This is a genomic window from Mesorhizobium sp. M1066, assembly GCF_040318635.1.
Taxonomy (GTDB): domain Bacteria; phylum Pseudomonadota; class Alphaproteobacteria; order Rhizobiales; family Rhizobiaceae; genus Mesorhizobium.
On the sequence record NZ_JAMYMR010000007.1, the window covers coordinates 23,056 to 41,919 of the forward strand.

Annotated in this window: 17 protein-coding genes and 1 riboswitch; of the genes, 8 read left to right on the top strand and 9 right to left on the bottom strand. The window is 62.8% G+C overall.

Annotated features, from left to right (window positions below; genetic code table 11):
- Positions 1 to 42: 42 nt before the first annotated feature.
- The 3 genes from fba to NKH52_RS12430 form a co-directional block, all read right to left on the bottom strand.
- Positions 43 to 1,107, bottom strand: a complete 1,065-nt coding sequence (gene fba, locus NKH52_RS12420) for a class II fructose-bisphosphate aldolase (RefSeq protein WP_013532928.1) — start codon at positions 1,105 to 1,107, stop codon at positions 43 to 45.
- 162 nt (positions 1,108 to 1,269) lie between these two features.
- Positions 1,270 to 1,743, bottom strand: a complete 474-nt coding sequence (locus NKH52_RS12425; RefSeq protein ID WP_352736276.1) for a 6,7-dimethyl-8-ribityllumazine synthase — start codon at positions 1,741 to 1,743, stop codon at positions 1,270 to 1,272.
- A 77-nt stretch (positions 1,744 to 1,820) separates the two neighbouring features.
- Positions 1,821 to 1,965: riboswitch (FMN riboswitch) on the bottom strand.
- A gap of 66 nt (positions 1,966 to 2,031) precedes the next feature.
- Positions 2,032 to 3,201, bottom strand: a complete 1,170-nt coding sequence (locus NKH52_RS12430) for an MFS transporter (RefSeq protein ID WP_352736275.1) — start codon at positions 3,199 to 3,201, stop codon at positions 2,032 to 2,034.
- A gap of 49 nt (positions 3,202 to 3,250) precedes the next feature.
- On the opposite strand from NKH52_RS12430, the gene NKH52_RS12435 reads away from it, so the two are divergent.
- A complete protein-coding gene (locus NKH52_RS12435) occupies positions 3,251 to 3,790 on the top strand; it encodes an Lrp/AsnC family transcriptional regulator (protein ID WP_023808760.1) in 540 nt (179 codons plus the stop codon).
- A 9-nt stretch (positions 3,791 to 3,799) separates the two neighbouring features.
- Here the strand turns inward: NKH52_RS12435 and mtnA are convergent, their stop codons facing one another.
- Both mtnA and mtnK read right to left on the bottom strand, forming a co-directional pair.
- A complete protein-coding gene (gene mtnA, locus NKH52_RS12440; protein WP_352440044.1) occupies positions 3,800 to 4,894 on the bottom strand; it encodes an S-methyl-5-thioribose-1-phosphate isomerase in 1,095 nt (364 codons plus the stop codon).
- On the bottom strand, positions 4,891 to 6,165 hold the full coding sequence (gene mtnK, locus NKH52_RS12445; protein WP_352736274.1) for an S-methyl-5-thioribose kinase: 1,275 nt from the start codon (positions 6,163 to 6,165) through the stop codon (positions 4,891 to 4,893). The genes mtnA and mtnK overlap by 4 nt, the downstream gene beginning before the upstream one ends.
- A 135-nt stretch (positions 6,166 to 6,300) precedes the next feature.
- Between mtnK and NKH52_RS12450 the strand changes: the two genes are divergently transcribed.
- From NKH52_RS12450 to NKH52_RS12465, 4 genes are all read left to right on the top strand, one after another.
- Complete coding sequence (locus NKH52_RS12450) at positions 6,301 to 7,812, top strand: sugar ABC transporter ATP-binding protein (RefSeq protein WP_352736273.1); 1,512 nt, start codon at positions 6,301 to 6,303, stop codon at positions 7,810 to 7,812.
- Between the two features lie 79 nt (positions 7,813 to 7,891).
- Entirely contained in the window at positions 7,892 to 8,887 is a 996-nt protein-coding gene (locus tag NKH52_RS12455; protein ID WP_352736272.1) for an ABC transporter permease, read from the top strand.
- Positions 8,888 to 8,938: 51 nt separating this feature from the next.
- Positions 8,939 to 9,991, top strand: coding sequence for a substrate-binding domain-containing protein (locus NKH52_RS12460; protein ID WP_352736271.1), 1,053 nt, complete (start codon positions 8,939 to 8,941; stop codon positions 9,989 to 9,991).
- Positions 9,992 to 10,092: 101 nt separating this feature from the next.
- Positions 10,093 to 10,938: an acyl-CoA thioester hydrolase/BAAT C-terminal domain-containing protein gene (locus NKH52_RS12465; protein WP_352735760.1), complete on the top strand. Its 846-nt coding sequence runs from the start codon at positions 10,093 to 10,095 to the stop codon at positions 10,936 to 10,938.
- A 39-nt stretch (positions 10,939 to 10,977) separates the two neighbouring features.
- Here NKH52_RS12465 and NKH52_RS12470 read toward each other — a convergent pair whose 3' ends face one another.
- From NKH52_RS12470 to NKH52_RS12485, 4 genes are all read right to left on the bottom strand, one after another.
- The gene (locus NKH52_RS12470; protein WP_352735763.1) at positions 10,978 to 11,256 is read right to left on the bottom strand and encodes a type II toxin-antitoxin system RelE/ParE family toxin; all 279 of its coding nucleotides are present in this window, start codon (positions 11,254 to 11,256) and stop codon (positions 10,978 to 10,980) included.
- Between the two features lie 2 nt (positions 11,257 to 11,258).
- On the bottom strand, positions 11,259 to 11,519 hold the full coding sequence (locus NKH52_RS12475; protein ID WP_502908025.1) for a type II toxin-antitoxin system ParD family antitoxin: 261 nt from the start codon (positions 11,517 to 11,519) through the stop codon (positions 11,259 to 11,261).
- 120 nt (positions 11,520 to 11,639) lie between these two features.
- Positions 11,640 to 13,694, bottom strand: coding sequence for a bifunctional aldolase/short-chain dehydrogenase (locus NKH52_RS12480; RefSeq protein ID WP_352735758.1), 2,055 nt, complete (start codon positions 13,692 to 13,694; stop codon positions 11,640 to 11,642).
- Positions 13,695 to 13,783: 89 nt separating this feature from the next.
- Entirely contained in the window at positions 13,784 to 14,749 is a 966-nt protein-coding gene (locus NKH52_RS12485; RefSeq protein WP_352735757.1) for a sugar-binding transcriptional regulator, read from the bottom strand.
- A 194-nt stretch (positions 14,750 to 14,943) separates the two neighbouring features.
- Here NKH52_RS12485 and NKH52_RS12490 point away from each other — a divergent pair, with 194 nt between their 5' ends.
- From NKH52_RS12490 to NKH52_RS12500, 3 genes are all read left to right on the top strand, one after another.
- Positions 14,944 to 16,596 carry an acyl-CoA synthetase gene (locus tag NKH52_RS12490; protein ID WP_352735756.1) on the top strand — a complete coding sequence of 551 codons (1,653 nt, stop codon included), beginning with the start codon at positions 14,944 to 14,946 and terminating at the stop codon, positions 16,594 to 16,596.
- A gap of 376 nt (positions 16,597 to 16,972) precedes the next feature.
- Entirely contained in the window at positions 16,973 to 17,578 is a 606-nt protein-coding gene (locus NKH52_RS12495) for a TetR/AcrR family transcriptional regulator (protein ID WP_127291068.1), read from the top strand.
- 58 nt (positions 17,579 to 17,636) lie between these two features.
- Positions 17,637 to 18,788, top strand: coding sequence for an efflux RND transporter periplasmic adaptor subunit (locus NKH52_RS12500; protein WP_352735755.1), 1,152 nt, complete (start codon positions 17,637 to 17,639; stop codon positions 18,786 to 18,788).
- Positions 18,789 to 18,864 lie beyond the last annotated feature (76 nt).

Genomic DNA, 18,864 nt, shown 5'->3' on the forward strand with positions numbered 1-18,864 from the left:
TGCCAGGATGCTTCTGGCAGCTCTGGGATAAATCGCTGGAGCTCAGCCGAACTTCGGGTCGAGGCTGCCCGACTTATAGCGCTTGGCCATTTCGGCGACCGGCAGCGGCTTGATTTTCTGCGCGTTGCCGGCGGTGCCGAACTGTTCGAAGCGCTCTTTGCAGAGCTTGCGCATGGCCGCCATGGCCGGTGTCAAATATTTGCGCGGATCGAACTCGCTCGGGTTCTCGGTCAGCACCTTGCGGATCGCGCCGGTCAGCGCCATGCGGTTGTCGGTGTCGATGTTGATCTTGCGCACGCCGTGCTTGATGCCGCGCTGGATTTCCTCGACCGGCACGCCCCAGGTCGGCTTCATCTGGCCGCCATATTTGTTGATGATTTCCTGCAGGTCCTCGGGCACCGAGGACGAGCCGTGCATGACCAGATGCATGTTCGGCAGCCGGCGGTGGATCTCCTCGATGACGTTCATGGCCAGCACCGCGCCGTCGGGCTTGCGCGAGAATTTGTAGGCGCCGTGGCTGGTGCCCATGGCAACCGCCAGCGCATCGACATGGGTGTCCTTGACGAACTCGACCGCTTGTTCGGGATCGGTCAAAAGCTGGTCGTGGCTGATCGCGCCTTCGACGCCGTGGCCGTCTTCCTGCTCGCCGCCGCCGCTCTCCAGTGAGCCGAGCACGCCGATCTCGCCTTCCACGGACACGCCGCCCCAATGCGCCATGTCGACGACGCGCTTGGTGATGCCGGAATTGTAGGCGTAGTCGGCCGGCGTCTTGCCGTCTTCCTTCAGCGACCCGTCCATCATGACCGAGGTGAAGCCGTACTGGATAGCGGTGACGCAGGTGGCTTCGTTATTGCCATGGTCGAGATGCATGCAGACCGGAATGTCGGGGTGGATTTCGACCAGCGCGTCGATCAGCTTGGCCAGCACCACGTCATTGGCATAGGCGCGGGCGCCGCGGCTTGCCTGCAGGATGACCGGTGACTTGGTCTCCTCGGCGGCCTCCATGATGGCAAGGCCCTGTTCCATGTTGTTCATGTTGAAAGCGGGCACGCCGTAGCCGTATTCGGCAGCGTGGTCGAGCAATTGTCTCAGTGTTATGCGAGCCACCCAATAGTCTCCCGTATCTGGTTTCAAGCGCAACGTCGCGGGCCGGCCGGTTGCCGGTCGGCCCTTGATGCTTCTGGCGGGATTTCAACGGAACCGCAACCTTCAGAGCTCTTCTCGATCGCAATTCTTGTTGCAGGGTTGAAATCCGGCCGTTTTGGTGACTTAAGCCGCGATCGACTCCCGCGCCGCCAGGAGTTGCACGCAGGCGTTCGCCGCTTCCTTGCCCTTGACCGTGAAGTGCTCGAAGAAGAAGCGGTGGTGCTCGGCGCTGTCGTGGTAGTTGTGTGGGGTGAGCACCGCCGACAGCACCGGCACGCCAGTCGACAGCTGCACGTTCATCATGCCGTCGATGACAGCACTTGCGACGAATTCATGCCGGTAGATGCCCCCATTGACGACAAAGGCGATGCCGAGGATCGCGGCATAGCGGCCGGTCCCGGCCAGGGTCTTGGCATGCAGGGGAATTTCATAGGCGCCGGGCACGTCGAAGACATCGACGGTGAAGCGCTCGCCTCCGATGCCGGCCAGTTCCGCCTCGAAGGCCTGTACGCATTGGTCGACGATGTCGGCATGCCAGCGCGCGCGGATAACGGCGATGCGAGTTTTTTCGTAGCCTTTATGGGAATGCTGATTCATGGGTCCATCCTTCCGTTTCGAACCAGAATCAGGACGCACGATACGGATTAAGCCCGCGAAAAGCGGGCCGGCTTCCGTTTCGTTCTCTTCCATCCGGACTATAACCGTCGGCTCCGGAATCACACCGGATCTGCTGACCTTTCCGAAACCGGAAAGCGCTCGCGGGCTCAGGCCGAAACCTTTACCGCCGGTGGGGACTCTCACCCCGCCCTGAGAACATTAACGGCTTTGTATGAAAGGGCAGGGCGCTGCTGTCAACCGTGAGAAGGTTGGACCAAGTCCGTTCGATTACCGCGTGCGCCACGCCGCTGCCGAAGCGGCAACCAGCATCAGCAATGCCGCGACCATTGCGCAGATGGCAAAACCAAAGCTGGAGTAGAGCGGCCCGAAGCTGGTGGTGCCGACGAAGACTGCGAGATAAGTCACCGCGCTGTTCAGGCCCATGATCGTGCCGCGCCGCGACGGATCGAGCGCCGACAGGCGCATCACCAGGACATTCAGGCCGAAATGATTGGCCAGTCCCCAGATCGCCACCATGGTCAAGGTCAGCCCGAAACTGCCGCTCGTCGTGGCCATCGCGACGTAGACGACGGCAACCAGAAGATAGGCGAACGGCATGACGCGCCGCGCACCCAGTCTGTCGATGACGCCGTCGAGCAGAGCAGCGGTGCCGAAACCTATGCCGTAGGCAAGCGCCGCCAGGCCATTGGCGCTCACCGGCTGTCCGAGCCCGACATGAAGATGGTCGCCGAGATAGCCATAGACGCCGTAGAACGAAGTCATGAAGGCCGCGCATGCGACCAGCAGCGGCAGGATTCCGGGAATGCCGAGCGCTTCCAGCGGGGCGGGCGCCGGTCCGGCCTTCCTGATGTCGCTGAGCGACGTCACCGTCAGCCCCATCCATGCAAGGGCCGCAAGCACCGCGACCGCTGCGAAAACGGCGCGCCAATGCACAAGATCGGCAAGCACGGCCGAAAGCGAAACGCCGGCGACCATGCTGAGCGTCCATCCGGTCAGCACGACGCCGATCGTGCCGCTCTCTCTGCCCGGTGGAGCGATGGCCGCGGCGCTGGCATAGATCGCGGGCATGGCGATGCCGGCAGCGATGCCGGCGAGTAACTGTGCCGCGACCAGCATGATCACCGTGGGTGCGGCGGCACTCGCAACCAGCGCCAGTGCCAGCAGCAACAAAGCCCCCTGCAGCATCCGGCGTGCGCCGAGCCGGTCGATGTAGCGGGCCAGGAACAGGGCGCTTGCGGAGGTGCCGAGGCCGAACGCGGCCGCCGCAATCATCACGGCAGGCACGCTGGTTCCGAACGACGAGGCGACAGCCGGTGCAATCGGACCCAGCACAAGCGAGTTCGAACCGATGACGGCGATGCAGCCCGTCAAGAGATAGGCAAGCGCCGGGATCGGGGCTCGGGCAGTCGATGGCGCAACTTGATCAATGTTCGACATATCAGCATAATGGCCGTATTCTATTCAGTGGAGAACCAGGAATTTCGCCATGGATGAAGAAACAGATGGTATTCCGCAGAACAAGGCTACGGCCCGCGACCTCGACGCGATTGACCGAAGAATATTAGGCGTCCTGGTCGATGACGCCACGATCAGCTACGCCGAACTCGGCGATCGCGTCGGCTTGTCGCCACCGGCCGCGCATGAGCGGGTCAAACGTCTTCGGCGCAGCGGCGCCATCCGCAACACAGTCGCCATCATCGATCCCCGGGCGGTGAAAAAGCCTTTGCTTGCCTTTGTCCATATCGACACCAGGGGCTGGGGAAAGACGCCCGAACTGATGGCGGTCTCGCAATATCCCGAAGTCGAGGAGATCCATACCGTCGCCGGTGATACCTGCATGCTGCTGAAGGTCCGCACGGAAGACACCAGAGCACTCGAAGGCCTTTTGGCGCGCCTGTACGAAACGCCGGGCGTCACCTCGACGCGCAGCTATGTGGTTTTATCGACCTATCTGGAGCGGCCGGTGCAGCCGGGCATTACCGAGACATGGCCGACGCCGAAGCATATGGCCGAGCCTCTGTACTAGGGACGTGGGCTACGCCCGCTCGGGGAACATCGCCTTCAATCCCTCGCGCGATGCCTTGGCAACGCCGCGCTCGGTGATCAGGCCGGTGACCAGCCGCGCCGGCGTCACGTCGAAGGCCGGGTTGGCCGCAGGCGTCGTCTCCGGCGAAATGCGCACCTGGGCAATCTCGCCGGCAGCGGTCTTGCCCCAGACCAGCGAGACCTCGTCGGCCGAGCGCTGCTCGATCGGGATCTCGGCCAGTCCGTCATGCACGGTCCAGTCGATGGTCGGCGACGGCAGCGCGACATAGAACGGCACATCATTGTCGGCGGCTGCGAGTGCTTTCAGATAGGTGCCGATCTTATTGCAGACATCGCCGTCGGCCGTGGTGCGGTCGGTGCCGACGATGACCATGTCGATCTCGCCGCGCTGCATCAGATGGCCGCCGGCATTGTCGACGATCAGCGTGTGCGGCACGCCGTGGCCGGCCATCTCCCAGGCGGTCAGCTGGGCGCCCTGGTTGCGCGGCCGTGTCTCGTCGACATAGACGTGGACCGGAATGCCGGCTTCCGTGGCCAGGTAGATCGGCGCCGTGGCGGTGCCGTAGTCGACGGTGGCCAGCCAGCCGGCATTGCAGTGGGTCAGGATGTTGACCGGCTCGCCCTTCTGCTTGCGCGCAGCGATCGCCTTGATGATGGCGAGACCGTTCTCGCCGATGGCGCGGTTGAGGCCGACATCCTCGTCGGCGATCTCACTGGCCCGCCGATAGGCGGCTGCCGCGCGTTGTTCGGGAGGCAAAGGCCGCAGGAAGCGCCGCATCTCGTCCAGCGCCCAGCGCAGATTGATCGCCGTCGGCCGTGTCTCGTGCAGGGTCTCCCACACGGCGTCGAGCGCTTCATCCGACGGATCGTCGGCCATCTGCATGGCGACGCCGTAGGCAGCGGTGACGCCGATCAGCGGCGCGCCGCGTACCCACATGTCGCGGATGGCGGTGGCGATGCCGTCGACCGTGCCGATCGTCTCGATGCGGAAGTCATGCGGCAGCCAGCGCTGGTCGATGATCTCCACCGAACGCCCGTCGTCGCTCAGCCAGATGGTGCGATAGTGGCGGTCGCCGACGTTCAAATGCTGCTCTCCTGTTCGATCAGCGCGGCCAGATTGTTGACCTCGTCGATGCTGTGGATCTGGCGCCGGTTGACGGCGAGGTGGCGGCCGAATTTCAGCGCCTTTGCTTCACAACTGGCGCGCAAATCCTCATCGGCAATGGTCTCGAAATCGGCATTGTGGGCGAGGCCGAGGATGCGCCGGTGAACCTCGATGCCGGCAAAGCCGAGCAGGTCGGTCCAGATCTGGTGCAGAACATGGTCGAGCGCCTGCTCGGCACCGAGTATGTCGCTCTGATCCTCGAACAGGCTCCTCTGGTAGAGCATGCCGGTGCGTTCGGTCCGCCATAGATGCGAGAACTCGGCGCGGAACACCGCCCAGGTCTCGACCGTCACCCCGAGCAGATAGGCGCGCATGGCGTCGCGCTTTCCCTCCTGCTCGTGGCCGCGCTGCGAGAAGAAGGACATCCAGAAATTGGCGAGCAGCATGCCGACATCGAAGGCCATCGGGCCGTAGAAGGCAAACTCCGGATCGATCATCCGGGTTTCGGTGTCGGTGACCATGATCGAGCCGGAATGCAGATCGCCATGCAGCAGCGTTTCGGCATTGGCGGCGAAGATGTGCTTCAGCCGCTGCGCCTCGACCTTGAGGTCACGGTCGGCGCGCAGTTCGGCGACGAGACCGTCGAGCTGCGGCGAGGTGTGCCGGTTCATCTTGGCGTCGAAATAGGGGTCGGAAAACACCAGGCTTTCGGTGATGTCGCAGAGCTCGACATTGTCGGCGAACAGCGCCAGATCGGCCTTGCGGTCCTTGGCGGCCATGTGCAGGTCGGAGCCGCGAAACAGCGTCCGGGCCATGAACAGGCCGATGTCCCGGGCAATGTTCGGCAACTGGCGCCCGTCGATCAGGGCACGGCGCAGGATGATGTGCGGCGGCGCAAGATATTCCATGATGATCAGCGCCTGGCCTTCATCGAAATAATGGATCGCCGGCACCGAGCCTGGCGCGCGCGCCTCTTGCCTGGTCAGCGCGTGATATTCGAAGAAGGAGCGCTTCAACGGCAGCGGCCAGCTGTCGCCGACCAGGCGGACATAGGGCAGGGCTTGCTTGACCACGGCCGCACCGCTGGCGCCCTCGACGATGAACACCAGGTTGAGATTGCCGTCGCCGACCTCGCGGACCTTCCAGGCGCCAGTGTCCTTACCGATCTTCGCGCACAGCGCCTCGTTGCCGGCAAGGCGCGCAGCAAGGGTTTCGACCGATAGTGCTTCGAACGGCAATTTTTCAGTCATCGTCATCCTCCCGCTTATGCGCTCCGAACATAACGGACACATGGCGGCTGGGCCAAGCTAGGAAGCGATCTGGCAATTGTCAATCGTGTTGACAATTGCCGATGCAGCCCATAGCGTCATATCAGGGAGGAACGCATGGTCGGCAATGCCGTGTTCCGCGTAGAGGGACTGAGGAAATCCTTTGGCCATAACGAGGTGCTTGGCGGCGTCTCGCTGGAACTGCATGCCGGTGAAGTCACCGTGCTGATGGGCGCCAATGGTGCCGGCAAATCCACCCTCGTCAAGATCATCTCCGGTGTCTACGAACGCGGCGGCGGCACGATGGCGCTCGCCGACCAGGATTTCGCGCCGAAAGCCCCGGCCGAAGCGATCCGCGCCGGCGTCGTCACCGTGCACCAGAATATCAACGACGGTGTCGTCGCCGATCTCGACGTCGCCACCAACCTGACCCTCGACCGGCTGAGCGGCAGCGGTGCGCCGACTCTGTTCAATCCAATGCGCGTGCGGCGGGAGGCCAAGGCGGTTGCCGACCGCATGGGGCTGACCATCGATTTGAAGGCGCGGGTGAGCGATCTTGCGCTGGCCGATCGCCAGATGGTGGCGATTGCCCGCGCGCTGGCGCACAAGCCGAAAGTGCTGATCCTCGACGAGCCGACCTCATCGCTCTCCAGCGCCGAGGCCGACCGGCTGTTCGCGCTGATCGACAGGCTGCGCGAGCAGGGCGTGGCGATCCTCTACATCTCGCATCGCATGTCGGACATCAGGCGGTTGGCCGATCGCATCGTCTCGATGCGTGACGGGATCATCTCAGGCATTTTCGACAAGAAGCCGCTCGACTATGAAGGCGCGGTCAACGCCATGCTCGGCCGCAAGATCCATCTCGACCAGATCGTCGTCAGGAATTCGGCCAAGGCCGTCCTTAAGATAGAAGGTCTGCGCGTCGCACAAGGCGCCAGGCCGATCTCGCTGACTCTCGGTGACGGCGAGGTCGTTGCCATCACCGGCCTCGTCGGCGTCGGCAAGACGGCGCTTGCCGAGACGCTGTTTGGCGTGCGCCAGCCGCTCGCCGGTACAATGACACTGAACGGCAGGCCTTATGCGCCTGAAACAGCCGGCGAAGCGATCGCTGCCGGCGTGTTCCTCGTCGCCAAGGACCGCGGCGAGAATGGCATCGTCCAAGGCTTCAACATCCAGGAAAATATCAGCCTGCCGTTTCACAAGCGCATGTCGCGCTTCGGCATCCTGAGGCGCCGCCTCGAACGCGCCACGGCACGCCGGCAGATCGAGGAGCTGAGCATCGTCTGCCGTTCCGAGAAGGACGAAATGTCGGAGCTGTCCGGCGGCAACCAGCAGAAGGTGATGGTCGCCCGCTGGATGGCGCAGGAGGCAAGACTGTTCATTCTGGATGAGCCGTTTCAGGGCGTCGATATCTCGGCCCGGCGCGACATTGCCGCCAAGCTCAGGGCCAGTGCAAACGGCCGCGCCACGCTGCTGTTCGTCACCGAACTCGACGAGGCGCTGGAGACCGCCGATCGCATCCTGGTCATGTCGGAACAGACCATCGTCGGCGAACACCGCAATGCCGATGTCGATCTCGACCGCCTGCTGGCCGAGGTCGCCGGCGGGCCGCTGCACAGTGCGGCCTGAGCGCGGGCGATAGGAATTGGAATGGAGAGAGCATGGGTTCGGATTGGGTAAAGACGGCAGCAGCGCGCGGGAGCGCCGGATGACATTGCGCGACCACGCCATCCGCTACGGGTTCATCGTGCTCTTGTTCGGGCTCGTCGCCTATTTCTCGATCGCCGCCGACGGTTTCGTTTCGCCGCAAAGTGCCGTTTTCATCTTTCAGTCGGTCGCCATCACCGGCGTGCTGGCGCTCGGCGTCACCGCCACGCTGGTCGTCGGCGGCTTTGATCTGTCGATCGGATCGGTCGCCACGTCAGCCATGATGGCGGCCGCCTATGTGATGGTGGTGCTGGAGCAGAACGCCCTTGTCGCGGTCGTCGTCTGCCTGCTGATCGGCGCCGTTGTCGGCCTGATCAATGGCTGGCTGATCGTCTACATGCGCGTGCCCGATCTGCTGGCGACGCTCGGCATGATGTTCCTGCTGGTCGGGCTGCAGCGCATCCCGACAGAAGGCCGCTCGATCGCCACCGGCATGACCATGCCGGACGGTTCGGTCGCCAACGGCAAATTCTCCGACGCCTTCCTGGCGCTCGGCCGCCACCGCTTCGATTTCTTCATCCCGAACCTCATTCCGGTGTCGGTGGTGGTGCTGCTCGTGCTCGCCGCACTGATCTGGTTCTTCCTCGAATACACACGTTTCGGGCGCATGATGTATGCCGTGGGCAGCAACGAGCGCGCCGCCGAACTCGCCGGTGCACCTGTCAAGGCATACAAGATCTGGGCCTACGTTATTTCAGGAGTTTTTGCCTCGATCGGCGGTATTTTGCTCGCTGCCCGGCTTGGACGCGGCGACATCGCCTCGGGTAATAATCTGCTGCTCGATGCGGTTGCCGCGGCGCTGATCGGCTACGCGGTGCTAGGTGCCGCCAAGCCGAACGCCTTCGGCACTGCCATCGGTGCGCTGTTCGTCGGCATCTTGCTGCAAGGCCTGACGATGATGAACGCGCCTTACTACACGCAGGATTTCGTCAAGGGCGTGGTTCTGGTCGTCGCCCTTGTCTTCACCTTTGCGCTTTCGGGCAGGGGCAGGAGGTAGCTTTCGACCGGAACAGGATTTTCGAGTTCAACAAGAGTGGAGGAAAACAAAGTGAGCATTACAAGAAGACTTCTGGGGAAGGTGGCGCTCGGATTGGCCGGCGCAACCATGCTGGTGCAGGTCCCGGCTTTTGCCGCGGACAAGCCGGCGCCTTTCGACAAGCCCGGCGTCAAGATCGCGCTGGTGCGTTATCTGTCGACCGGTGACTTCTTCCAGGCCTATCTCTCGGGCGTCGAGGCACAGTCGAAGGCGCTCGGCATCGACCTGCGCGTCCTCGACAGCCGCCAGGATGCCGCCCTTCAGTCCGACATGGTCGATCAGGCCATCGCGCTCGGCGTGCAGGGTATCATCATCCAGCACGGCCTGACGGAATCGATGAAGGACGCCGCCCAGCGTGCGGTCGACGCCGGCATCAAGGTGGTGGCGTTCGACGTCAATGTCGAAAATCCCAAGATCCCGCAGATCGAACAGTCCGACCGCGACCTGGCGCGCCTCGCGCTCGAGCAGGCGGTCAAGGACAATGGCGAAAGCTGGAATGCCGGCTATGTCTATGTCGCCGGCATCGCGCCGCTCGACCGCCGCAACGAGACCTGGGTCGACGTCAAGAAGAAGTATGCCGGCATCAAGGAAGTCGCGATGTTCGGCACGCTCGACAATCCGATTGCCAACTCCGTCGCCAACCAGGCGCGTTCGGTGCTGTCGGCTCATTCCGATATCAAGGTGATGTTTGCTCCCTATGACGAATTCGCCAAGGGCGTGAAAATCGCCGTCGACGAAGCCGGTTTGAACAAGGGCATCAAGATCTACTCGGCCGATATCTCGACGTCCGATATCGCAGCGATGCGCGAGCCCGACAGCGCCTGGGCTGCCACCGCCGCGACCAATCCGGCTGTCGTCGGCCAGGTCTCGGTGCGTGCGCTGGCGCAGCTGCTGGCCGGCGAAGACCCCGGCCACAACGTCGTCGTGCCGCCGACGCTGATCACCCAGAAGGACCTCATCGACAAGGACATCAAGAACATGGAGGACCTGTCGGCCAAGCTGCCGCAGTTCGCCCACGCCGATGTCGCGATGCCGGCCTGGATGCCGAACCCGAACGCGAAGTAAGTTTCGCTGTCGAAGGCCCCCAGCAGCGGGTTGCTGCTGGCGGCCTTTTGCCGAATATTTGCAGCCGGCTCGCAGGTTCCGGCCCAAGGTTCGGTGCATATATGGAAGTCCAGGCGGTAATCGAGGAAGGCCTGTCCGGCGCTATCGCCGGAACATTGCTTCGCTGCCCACACGCCACCACCGGCGTGGTGGTGCTGGGTGGATCGAGTGGTCGCGTCGATGTCGGGCGCGCACGGCTCTTTGCAAACCAGGGCTCGTCGGCTTTGGCCCTGCGATGGTTCGGCGGTGAGGGCCAGGCTCCTGGAATATGCGAAATTCCCCTCGAAACCTTCTTTGCGGCAACCGACTATCTCATTGGAACGGGATGCCGCCGCATCGTCTATGTCGGCACATCCAAGGGTGCCGAGGCATCACTCCTTGCGGCCGTCCATGACCAGCGCATCAACGCTGTGGTCGCTATCAGCCCGTCATCGGTGGTTTGGGGAAATATTGGTGCGGGCCGGGATGGCGTCAGCTGGCCAGAACGATCCTCATGGTCGCTCGACGGTATCCCCCTGCCATTCGTGCCGACGGATCCGGATTGGAGCCGAGAGTATGTGGATGGGTTGGTTTCTCACAGGGGGCTTTTCGAACGCTGTTTGAAAACCTTCGAGCGCGAAGCAAAGGCGGCGACCATCCCCGTCGAGACCGCAACAGCCGAGATCCTGCTTGTCGCAGGTGGCGACGATGCGCTGTGGCCTTCCCTGTGGTTCGCGAGGGATATTGTCCGGCGGCGCAGCGAAGCAGGTAAGCACACACATCTCGTTTCGTTGCCGGATGCGGGTCACCGCATTCTCTTGCCGGGCGAGGACACACCGCGCTCGACATTGCGTGCATATGGCGGCAATGACGAGGCTGATTCAGATCTGGGCAGAAAGGCCTGGGAAGGAAGCCGAGAACTGCTGTAGCAGCTTTTTTGATGCGTATCCCCAGCCCCTTCGGGTCGGTTACAGCCAGTGTTCCGGATCGCGCATCCCGTGGACAATCGCCACCACCAAGACACCTTCCGGCTGCGGTTCGTAGATGACGATATAGCGGCCTTCGATGAGCACACGGGCCGTCGGGCTCAATTCCGGTCGGGCCGTGCCCATCTTTGGGTGCTGTGCCGTCAGTTCCAGTTTGTCAAAAATTCGCATGAGCAGCTTGTCCGCTGCCTTTTCGTTGTCGATTGCGATGGTATGCCAGATATCTCGCAGCTCCTGCGAGGCGCGTGGTGTGAGCCGAATATCTAGCCACGGCCGCGGCGTTCTGCCTTCAGGCCGCGTAGAAACTCAGTGGGTTCGACTTCCAACGGCTTGCCGCTAGCCATGCCCTCGGCATAGGCCCGTTTCAAATGTTCGAGTTCCAAGGCTCGCAATTCTTCGCGCTGCTCCCACAGACGAAGGGCGTCACGAACAATCTCGCTGTTGGAGGCATATCCTCCGCCTTCGACGGCGCTTTGCAGGCGAGCAACCTGCTGAGGGGTAAGGGATATGGTAAGGGTACGCATTGGTTCGGTTTTCATTCCCAACCTGTAGCAGACCTAACAAGAATTAACAATTGTTGTTAGGGTTGCGCCCGCGTCTTGCCCCGCTGCCTCGCGGCAGCAGGGTGATCAAGGCAGGATTCCCTACCGCAACGCCGCCGCGATGTTGCCACCATCGACCGTCGTCACATCGGCGGTGGTGCGGTCGGCCAGCGCGTGATGCAGGAAGGCCTGCGCCACGTCCTGCGCCGTCACTTCCTGGCCGAGCAGATTGCCGGACATGTAGTCCTTCTCCGACACGCCGCGCGCGCCCGAACGGCTGGCAATCATGGCGTCGGTCAGAAGCCCCGAGCGGATGCGGTCGGCGTTGACGGCGTTGGAGCGGATGCCATGCGCGCCATAGTCGAGCGCGTATTGCCTGGACAGGAACAGTGTCGCCGCCTTCGGCACGCCATAGGCGCCGAACTTCGGGCCGGGGTTGACCGCCTGTTTGGAGGTGTTGAACAAAAGCACGCCGCCTGTGCCCTGCTCGAGCATGATGCGCACGGCATTCTGCGCCACCGATTGGTGGGCGAAGAAATTGAGCTCGAAACTCTTGCGCAGGAGTGCGTCGTCGAGCTCACCGATGCGGCCTTCCCAGGCCGCGCCGGCATTGGAAACCAGGATGTCGACACCGCCGAACACGGCGACGGCTCTGTCGAAGGCGGCACGCACCTGCGCCGGGTCGGTGATGTCGGCGGCGACGCCGATCGAATTGTTGCCGGCCTTCTTCGCCGCGTCGGCAGCCTTTTCGGCGTCGAGATCGACGACGACGGCATGGGCGCCATTGTCGGCGAACAATTTGGCTGTCGCTGCGCCGATCGCGCCGGCGCCGCCGGTGATCAGCACCACCTGGCCAGTCAGTGGCTTCGGCTTGTTGGAGGCGAGCTTGGCCTGTTCCAGCGACCAGTATTCCAGCGGGAACAGATCGGCCTTGGAGAGCGGGTGGAAACGGCCGACCGCCTCGGCGCCGCGCACCGCCTCGATCCACATCTCGCCGACATCCGAGGCGATCTTCGCGTCCTTCAGCGTGCGGCCGTGGCCGAACATGCCGAGGCCGGGCACCAGCGTCAGCCGCGGCATCTGGTCGAGCATGGTGCGCTTGACGTCGTCGAGCGCATCATTGGTTTCGAAATAGGCGCGATAATCGTTGGCGAACGCGTCGACATGGCTCTTGATCAACGCCTTGTAGTCGCCGGCCTTGTCCGCATCGGGCGCCGGCAGCGCCATCGGCCCGGTCTTGATGCGGATCGACAGATCGGGTGTCGACACGCCGCGCCCGGCATAGTCGGCGATCTCAGCCGAATTGATGAAATCGACGATTGCCGGCGAAGTGCGGAAATCAGAGATCATGCGGTCGAAGCGGCCTTCGCCGCGCGACACGGCCACCGCGCCGCGCAGCATCGGCGCGATGGACGCCGGTGTCGCGAGCTTTGCCGGCAAGGCTGCCTTTGCCGCCTTCGGCTTGCTGCTTGCGGCAATGAAGTCCTCGGCGACATTCACATAGTGGATCATCCGGTCGTAGGCCTGTTTGGCGTCGTCGCCGAAGGTGAAGATGCCGTGCTTGTCGAGGATCAGGCCCTCGACATCAGGGTCGGCATCGAAGATGTCTGCGGCCGCCTTGGCGAGGTCGAAGCCGGGCATGATATAAGGCACGTAGCCCATCTTGCTGCCGAAAACCGTCTTCACCAGCGGCTTGGAGTCCTCCTGGTCGACGATGGCGAGGATGGCGGTCGAGTGCGTGTGGTCGACGAATTTGTGCGGCAGGAAGGCATGCAGCAGCGTCTCGACCGACGGGTTGGGCGAGGACGGATCGATGAGGTTGACGCGTTGCAGGGCAACCATGTCCTCGTCGGCCAGCCTGTTCAGCGCGCGCGCCTTGAGCAGCGGCTTGAGCTTGACCGCCGGCAGGCCCTGCGGCTTGATGACGCCCATATCCCAGCCGCTGCCCTTGACGCACAGCACGTCCCATTGGTCGCCGACGAGGTCGGTTGCCGTCGTCTTGCAAGAGGTGTTGCCGCCGCCATGCAGGACCAGCCGTGGTTCGCCGCCGAGCAGCCGGGTCGTGTAGACGCGCAGCGCCAGGTCGCGGCCGACACCCTTTTTCGCGTAGTCGGCGACGAGTTTTTCGGCTGCTTCGTCATTCCACAAATTCTTCATGTTCGCTTCGTCCGGTTGCTGTCTTTGTTGGTGAAACAGGATTGCCGCGACGCTTTGATGACAATGCGCCGGCAGCGGAGAGGGGGGTTCTAGGAGGCCTTTTCTATGGTGGCAGCCGCATGGTCCAGGAGCCGCTGCGCCATGTGCGCGCCGACCACCAGATGCGTGCAAAGGCCGCCGGCGATCGCCGCGAGCAGCGGTTCGAACTTGCTGTCCTCCTGCACCACCACCAACCGCCTGGCGATGGCGCGCAGCGAGGCAAGCTCGGCGGAGATCACCCGCCTGTTGTAACTGCAATCGAGCAGCTTGCCCTCGGCGTCGATGATCTGCCCGGCAATGACACCGGCAGCACCCTGCCTGCGCAGCTCCGCCATTTCACTTGGTGTCAGCGCGCCGCATTTGACCAGATGGCTGTCGGCGTCGACCGCGCCGACCGAGTACAGCGCCAGATCGCATTCGCTCACGCCCGACAGTTGTTCGCGGATCACCGGTTCGGCGCGCAGCGCGCGTGCCAGCTCTTCCGTCGACAGCACCAGCGGTGCGTAGAAATTGAGCCCCTTGGCGTTCAGCCGCCGCGCGATTTCCATGGTGCATTGGTCGGGCCGGTAGGAATAGGGCGCGCCAAGATTGCCGCAGAGCTGCACCACCGTGACATCCTGCAGGTCGGCATAGGACATGATGTCGGCGATCATGTAGACGGTCCGGCCCCAGGCGACGCCGATGCGGTCGCCCTTCTTGACCAGTTCGAGGAAGACGCTCGCCGCCAGCACGGCGATTTCCGTCGACGGGTCGGCAATATGATCATTCTCCGGTGCGATCCAGACGGCGTCGAGGCTCAACGCATCCTCGAGCTTGCGCGCCAGAACGTCGTCGGTGAAAAGCTGGGTCGAAGTCGAGATGTTGACGATGCCGGTCTCGCGCGCCTTGCGCAGGTACATGGCGACCGAGGCACGGGAAATGTTAAGCTGGCTCGCCACTTGGTCCTGCCGCAGGCCATGGGCATAGTAGAGCCAGGCGGCCTTGTGGATGAGTTGTTCTGCCGGTCGGATCGCCATGCCGTCTCCTCGGCTGACATTATTCACGGCTCTCGACAAAAGTCAAACTGGGCAGAGGTATGCGACACTCCCGCTTACGCCGAATCTGGTTCATCATTGCGCCGAATGCGCTCTGTCGTGGCATCGTTTGTGGTGACGCGGCCCGAGCCTGTGATTAGAACGTCTGAAAGAAAACCGCGGGGGAGGAGCATGGGATGGGCAGTCCTTACGAACAGGATCTCGACAAGAACGCGGCCAACCATCAGCCACTGACACCGCTCACCTATCTGGAGCGCGCGGCCAAGACCTATCCCGACCATATCGCCATCATCCATGGCCGCCAGCGCATCGACTATCGCACTTTCTGGCAGCGGTCGCTGAAGCTCGCCTCGGCGCTCGACAGGCGCGGCGTCGGCAAGGGCGACACGGTCACCGTCATGCTGTCAAACACGCCGCCGATGCTGGAGGCGCATTTCGGTGTGCCGATGACCAAGGCGGTGCTGCATTCGCTCAACACCCGCCTCGATGCCGCGGTCATCGCCTTCCAGCTCGATCATGCCGAGACCAAGGTGCTGATCGTCGACCGCGAATTCTCCGGCGTCGTCAGGCAGGCCCTGGAACTGGCCAAGGTCAAGCCGCTGGTCATCGACTATGACGATCCCGAATACGCCGCCGACGCGCCATATCCGAAGGGTGAGCGCATCGGTTCGCTCGACTATGAGGACTTTATCGCCGGGGGCGACGCGGACTTCGTCTGGTCGATGCCCGACGATGAGTGGGACGCGATCTCGCTGAACTATACCTCCGGCACTACAGGCAATCCGAAGGGCGTCGTCTATCACCATCGCGGTGCCGCGCTGATGGCCTACACCAACACCATTCATGCCGGCATGGCCAAGCACGCCGTCTATCTCTGGACGCTGCCGATGTTCCACTGCAATGGCTGGTGTTTTCCCTGGACGCTCGCCGTCCAGGCCGGCACCCATGTCTGCCTGCGCTGGGTGCGGCCGAAGCCGATCTACGATGCGATCGCCGATCAGGGCGTCACCCATCTGTGCGGCGCGCCGGTCGTCATGTCGGTGCTGATCAATGCCAGGGACGAGGACAAGCGCGCATTTCCGCAGACGGTCACTTTCAACACGGCCGCAGCACCCCCGCCGGAAGCGGTGCTATCCGGCATGGCGGATGCCGGATTTGCCGTCACCCATCTCTACGGCCTGACCGAGACCTATGGCCCGGCGGTCGTCAACGAATGGCATGGCGCCTGGGATGATCTCGAAAAGGGCGAGCGCAGCGCCAGGAAGGCGCGGCAGGGCGTGCGCTATGCAGCGCTCGAAGGCCTGACGGTCATGGACCCCGAGACGATGCGGACGACACCGGCCGATGGCGAGACCATCGGCGAGGTCATGTTCCGCGGCAACATCGTCATGAAGGGCTACCTGAAAAACCGTAAGGCGAGCGACGAAGCCTTCGCTGGCGGCTGGTTCCATTCCGGCGATCTCGGCGTCATGCACCCCGATGGCTACATCCAGCTCAAGGACCGCTCCAAGGACATCATCATCTCCGGTGGCGAGAACATTTCCTCCATCGAGGTCGAGGACGCGCTCTACAAGCACCCGTCGGTTGCCTCTTGCGGCGTCGTCGCCAGGCCCGACGACAAATGGGGCGAGGTGCCTGTCGCCTATGTCGAGCTGAAGCCCGGCAAGATCGCGACCGAAGCCGAGATCATCGATCACTGCCGCGCACTGCTTGCCCGGTTCAAGGTGCCGAAGGCGGTCATCTTCGCCGAAATCCCAAAGACCTCGACCGGCAAGATCCAGAAATTCCGGTTGCGCGAGATGGCAAAGGACCTGACTTCGTCATCCTAGGGTGGAGCAGTCGCGAAGCGACGTCGCGGAAACCCTAGGATCCATGCCGTGACCTCTCAGCCATGCTCCAACGGTCGAGAATGACAGGGCGCGCTTACCAGCGTAACTTCTTGATCCGCCACACTCTTCAGCAGACGTCGCGGCATGGATCCTAGGGTCTGCGCCGCGTCGCTTCGCTCCTTGCTTCGCCCTAGGATGACGAATTCATCAGGGCCAGCCGCTAATAGCGATCGTCGATTCCACCTTCTCACTGTCACCATCTGTCACCATCTGTCACCATTCGTACGCGTACATCGAATCCGCGTTGACAGGCTGCTCTTTTCAATTTACGAGTGATGAAAATCGAAATTCGTCACTCGTAAATTGACAGTGGATCATGTCCGAAGCCACCACCATAGTCGCCGAAGCCGCCCGACAGGAAAATGTAACGCGCATTCTCGATTGCGCCGAGCGCCTGTTCCGGCACTATGGCTACGGCAAGACCAATGTCGCCGACATCGCGCGTGAGCTCGGCATGTCGCCCGCCAACATCTATCGTTTCTTCGCCTCCAAGGTCGAAATCCACCAGGCCGTCTGCGGCCGAATGCTCGGCGCCAGCTACAAGATGGCCTACGAGATTTCGCGCCTGCCGATCAGCGCCGAGGAGCGGCTCCGGCGTTACGTGCATGCGCAATACAAGATGACGATGGAAGTCATGCTCGACGACCAGAAGGTGCACGAGATGGTCATCGTCGCCCTCGAACGGGATTGGGGTGTGATCGACAAGCATGTCGACAGCATTCACGACCTGTTTGCGGAAATCATTCGTGACGGCATCGAGGCCGGTGAGTTCAGAAAACAGGATCCGGTGATCGCGTCTCGCTGTTTCGGCGCCGCGACCGTCATCCTGTGTCATCCGCAGATGGTGGCGCAATGCCTTGCCAAGACCAACCGGGCAATGCCTGACGACCTCATCGACTATGCAATCAAGGCCTTGAAGTAGCCTCCGCCCGCCGGGCGCCGGTTTCAACGATTCATCTCCATTTTTCGGGAGTACGCGCGTGTCTTCGTTCAGTTCAATCATCGGCAGGCTGCCGGCTGTAGGCCCGGTGCTGCTTGTCACCGCCACTCTCGGGCTTGCCGGCTGCAGCCAGGAAAAAGCCGAAGTCAAGGATATCATCCGTCCCGTCAAGGTTGTCGAGATCGCGAAGGTGCACGACACCCGCACGCTCTCCTATTCCGGCTCGGTGCGGGCCCGCACCGAGAGCGCTCTGGCCTTCCGCGTCAATGGCAAGATCACCGAGCGCCTCGTCGATATCGGCCAGCATGTGGCGTCGGGCGATGTGCTCGCCCGCATCGATCCCATTGACTACGACCTTTCGGTCAAGAGCGCGCAGGCAGCGCTCGATGCCGCCGAGCGGCAGGTCGAGACCGTGGAGCTTGCCCGCAAGCGTGCCGAGCAGCTTTTTGCCAAGAATTTTGCCCCGAAATCACAGCTCGAACAGGCGACCTTGACCTATGACCAAGCGGTCGCCACGCGTGATTCCGCCCTTTCGACACTTGCTCAGGCGAAGAACCAGGTCGGTTATACCGATCTCAAGGCCGACAGGGATGGCATAGTCACCACGGTCAGCGCCGATGTCGGCCAGGTGGTCGGTTCCGGCACGCCGGTTGTGACTGTCGCTGTCGACGGTGAAAAGGAAGTGCTGATCGCCGTCCCCGAAATGGAAATCGCCGAATTCAAGCCGGGCAAAGCCGTCAAGGCGGGCTTCTGGTCCGACGATGCGCTGGCGCTCGATGGCAAGGTCCGCGAAGTCGCCGGCAGCGCCGATCCGCAGTCACGCACCTTTGCCGTCCGCGTCAGCCTGCCCAACGATCCGCGTGTGCTGCTCGGCATGACCGCCAGCATCGAAGCCTCGGCGGCCAATGAGCGGCAGCTGGTCTCGGTCCCGCTGAGCGCACTGGCCGAGCAAGGCACCCAATCGATCGTCTGGACCGTCGATCGTGGCGCCGACACCGTTCATGCCCGTCCGATCAAGGTAGCCGAGTTCGCCGCCGATGGCGTGCGTGTCGCAGAGGGTTTGAAACCCGGCGATGTCGTGGTCGCCGCCGGAACGCAATTCATGACCGAAAACCTGAAAGTGAAGCTCGCCGGTGAGACGGCGCTGCAATCGGCATCCGCGGCAGACGGCGACGCCAAGCAGGTGCGCTGACGACAGACAACCGGCTGCGCGTTCCCGCAGTCGCTGGTTTCCGGGCGGCAGGCGCCCGACCGAGACGCTCGATTGA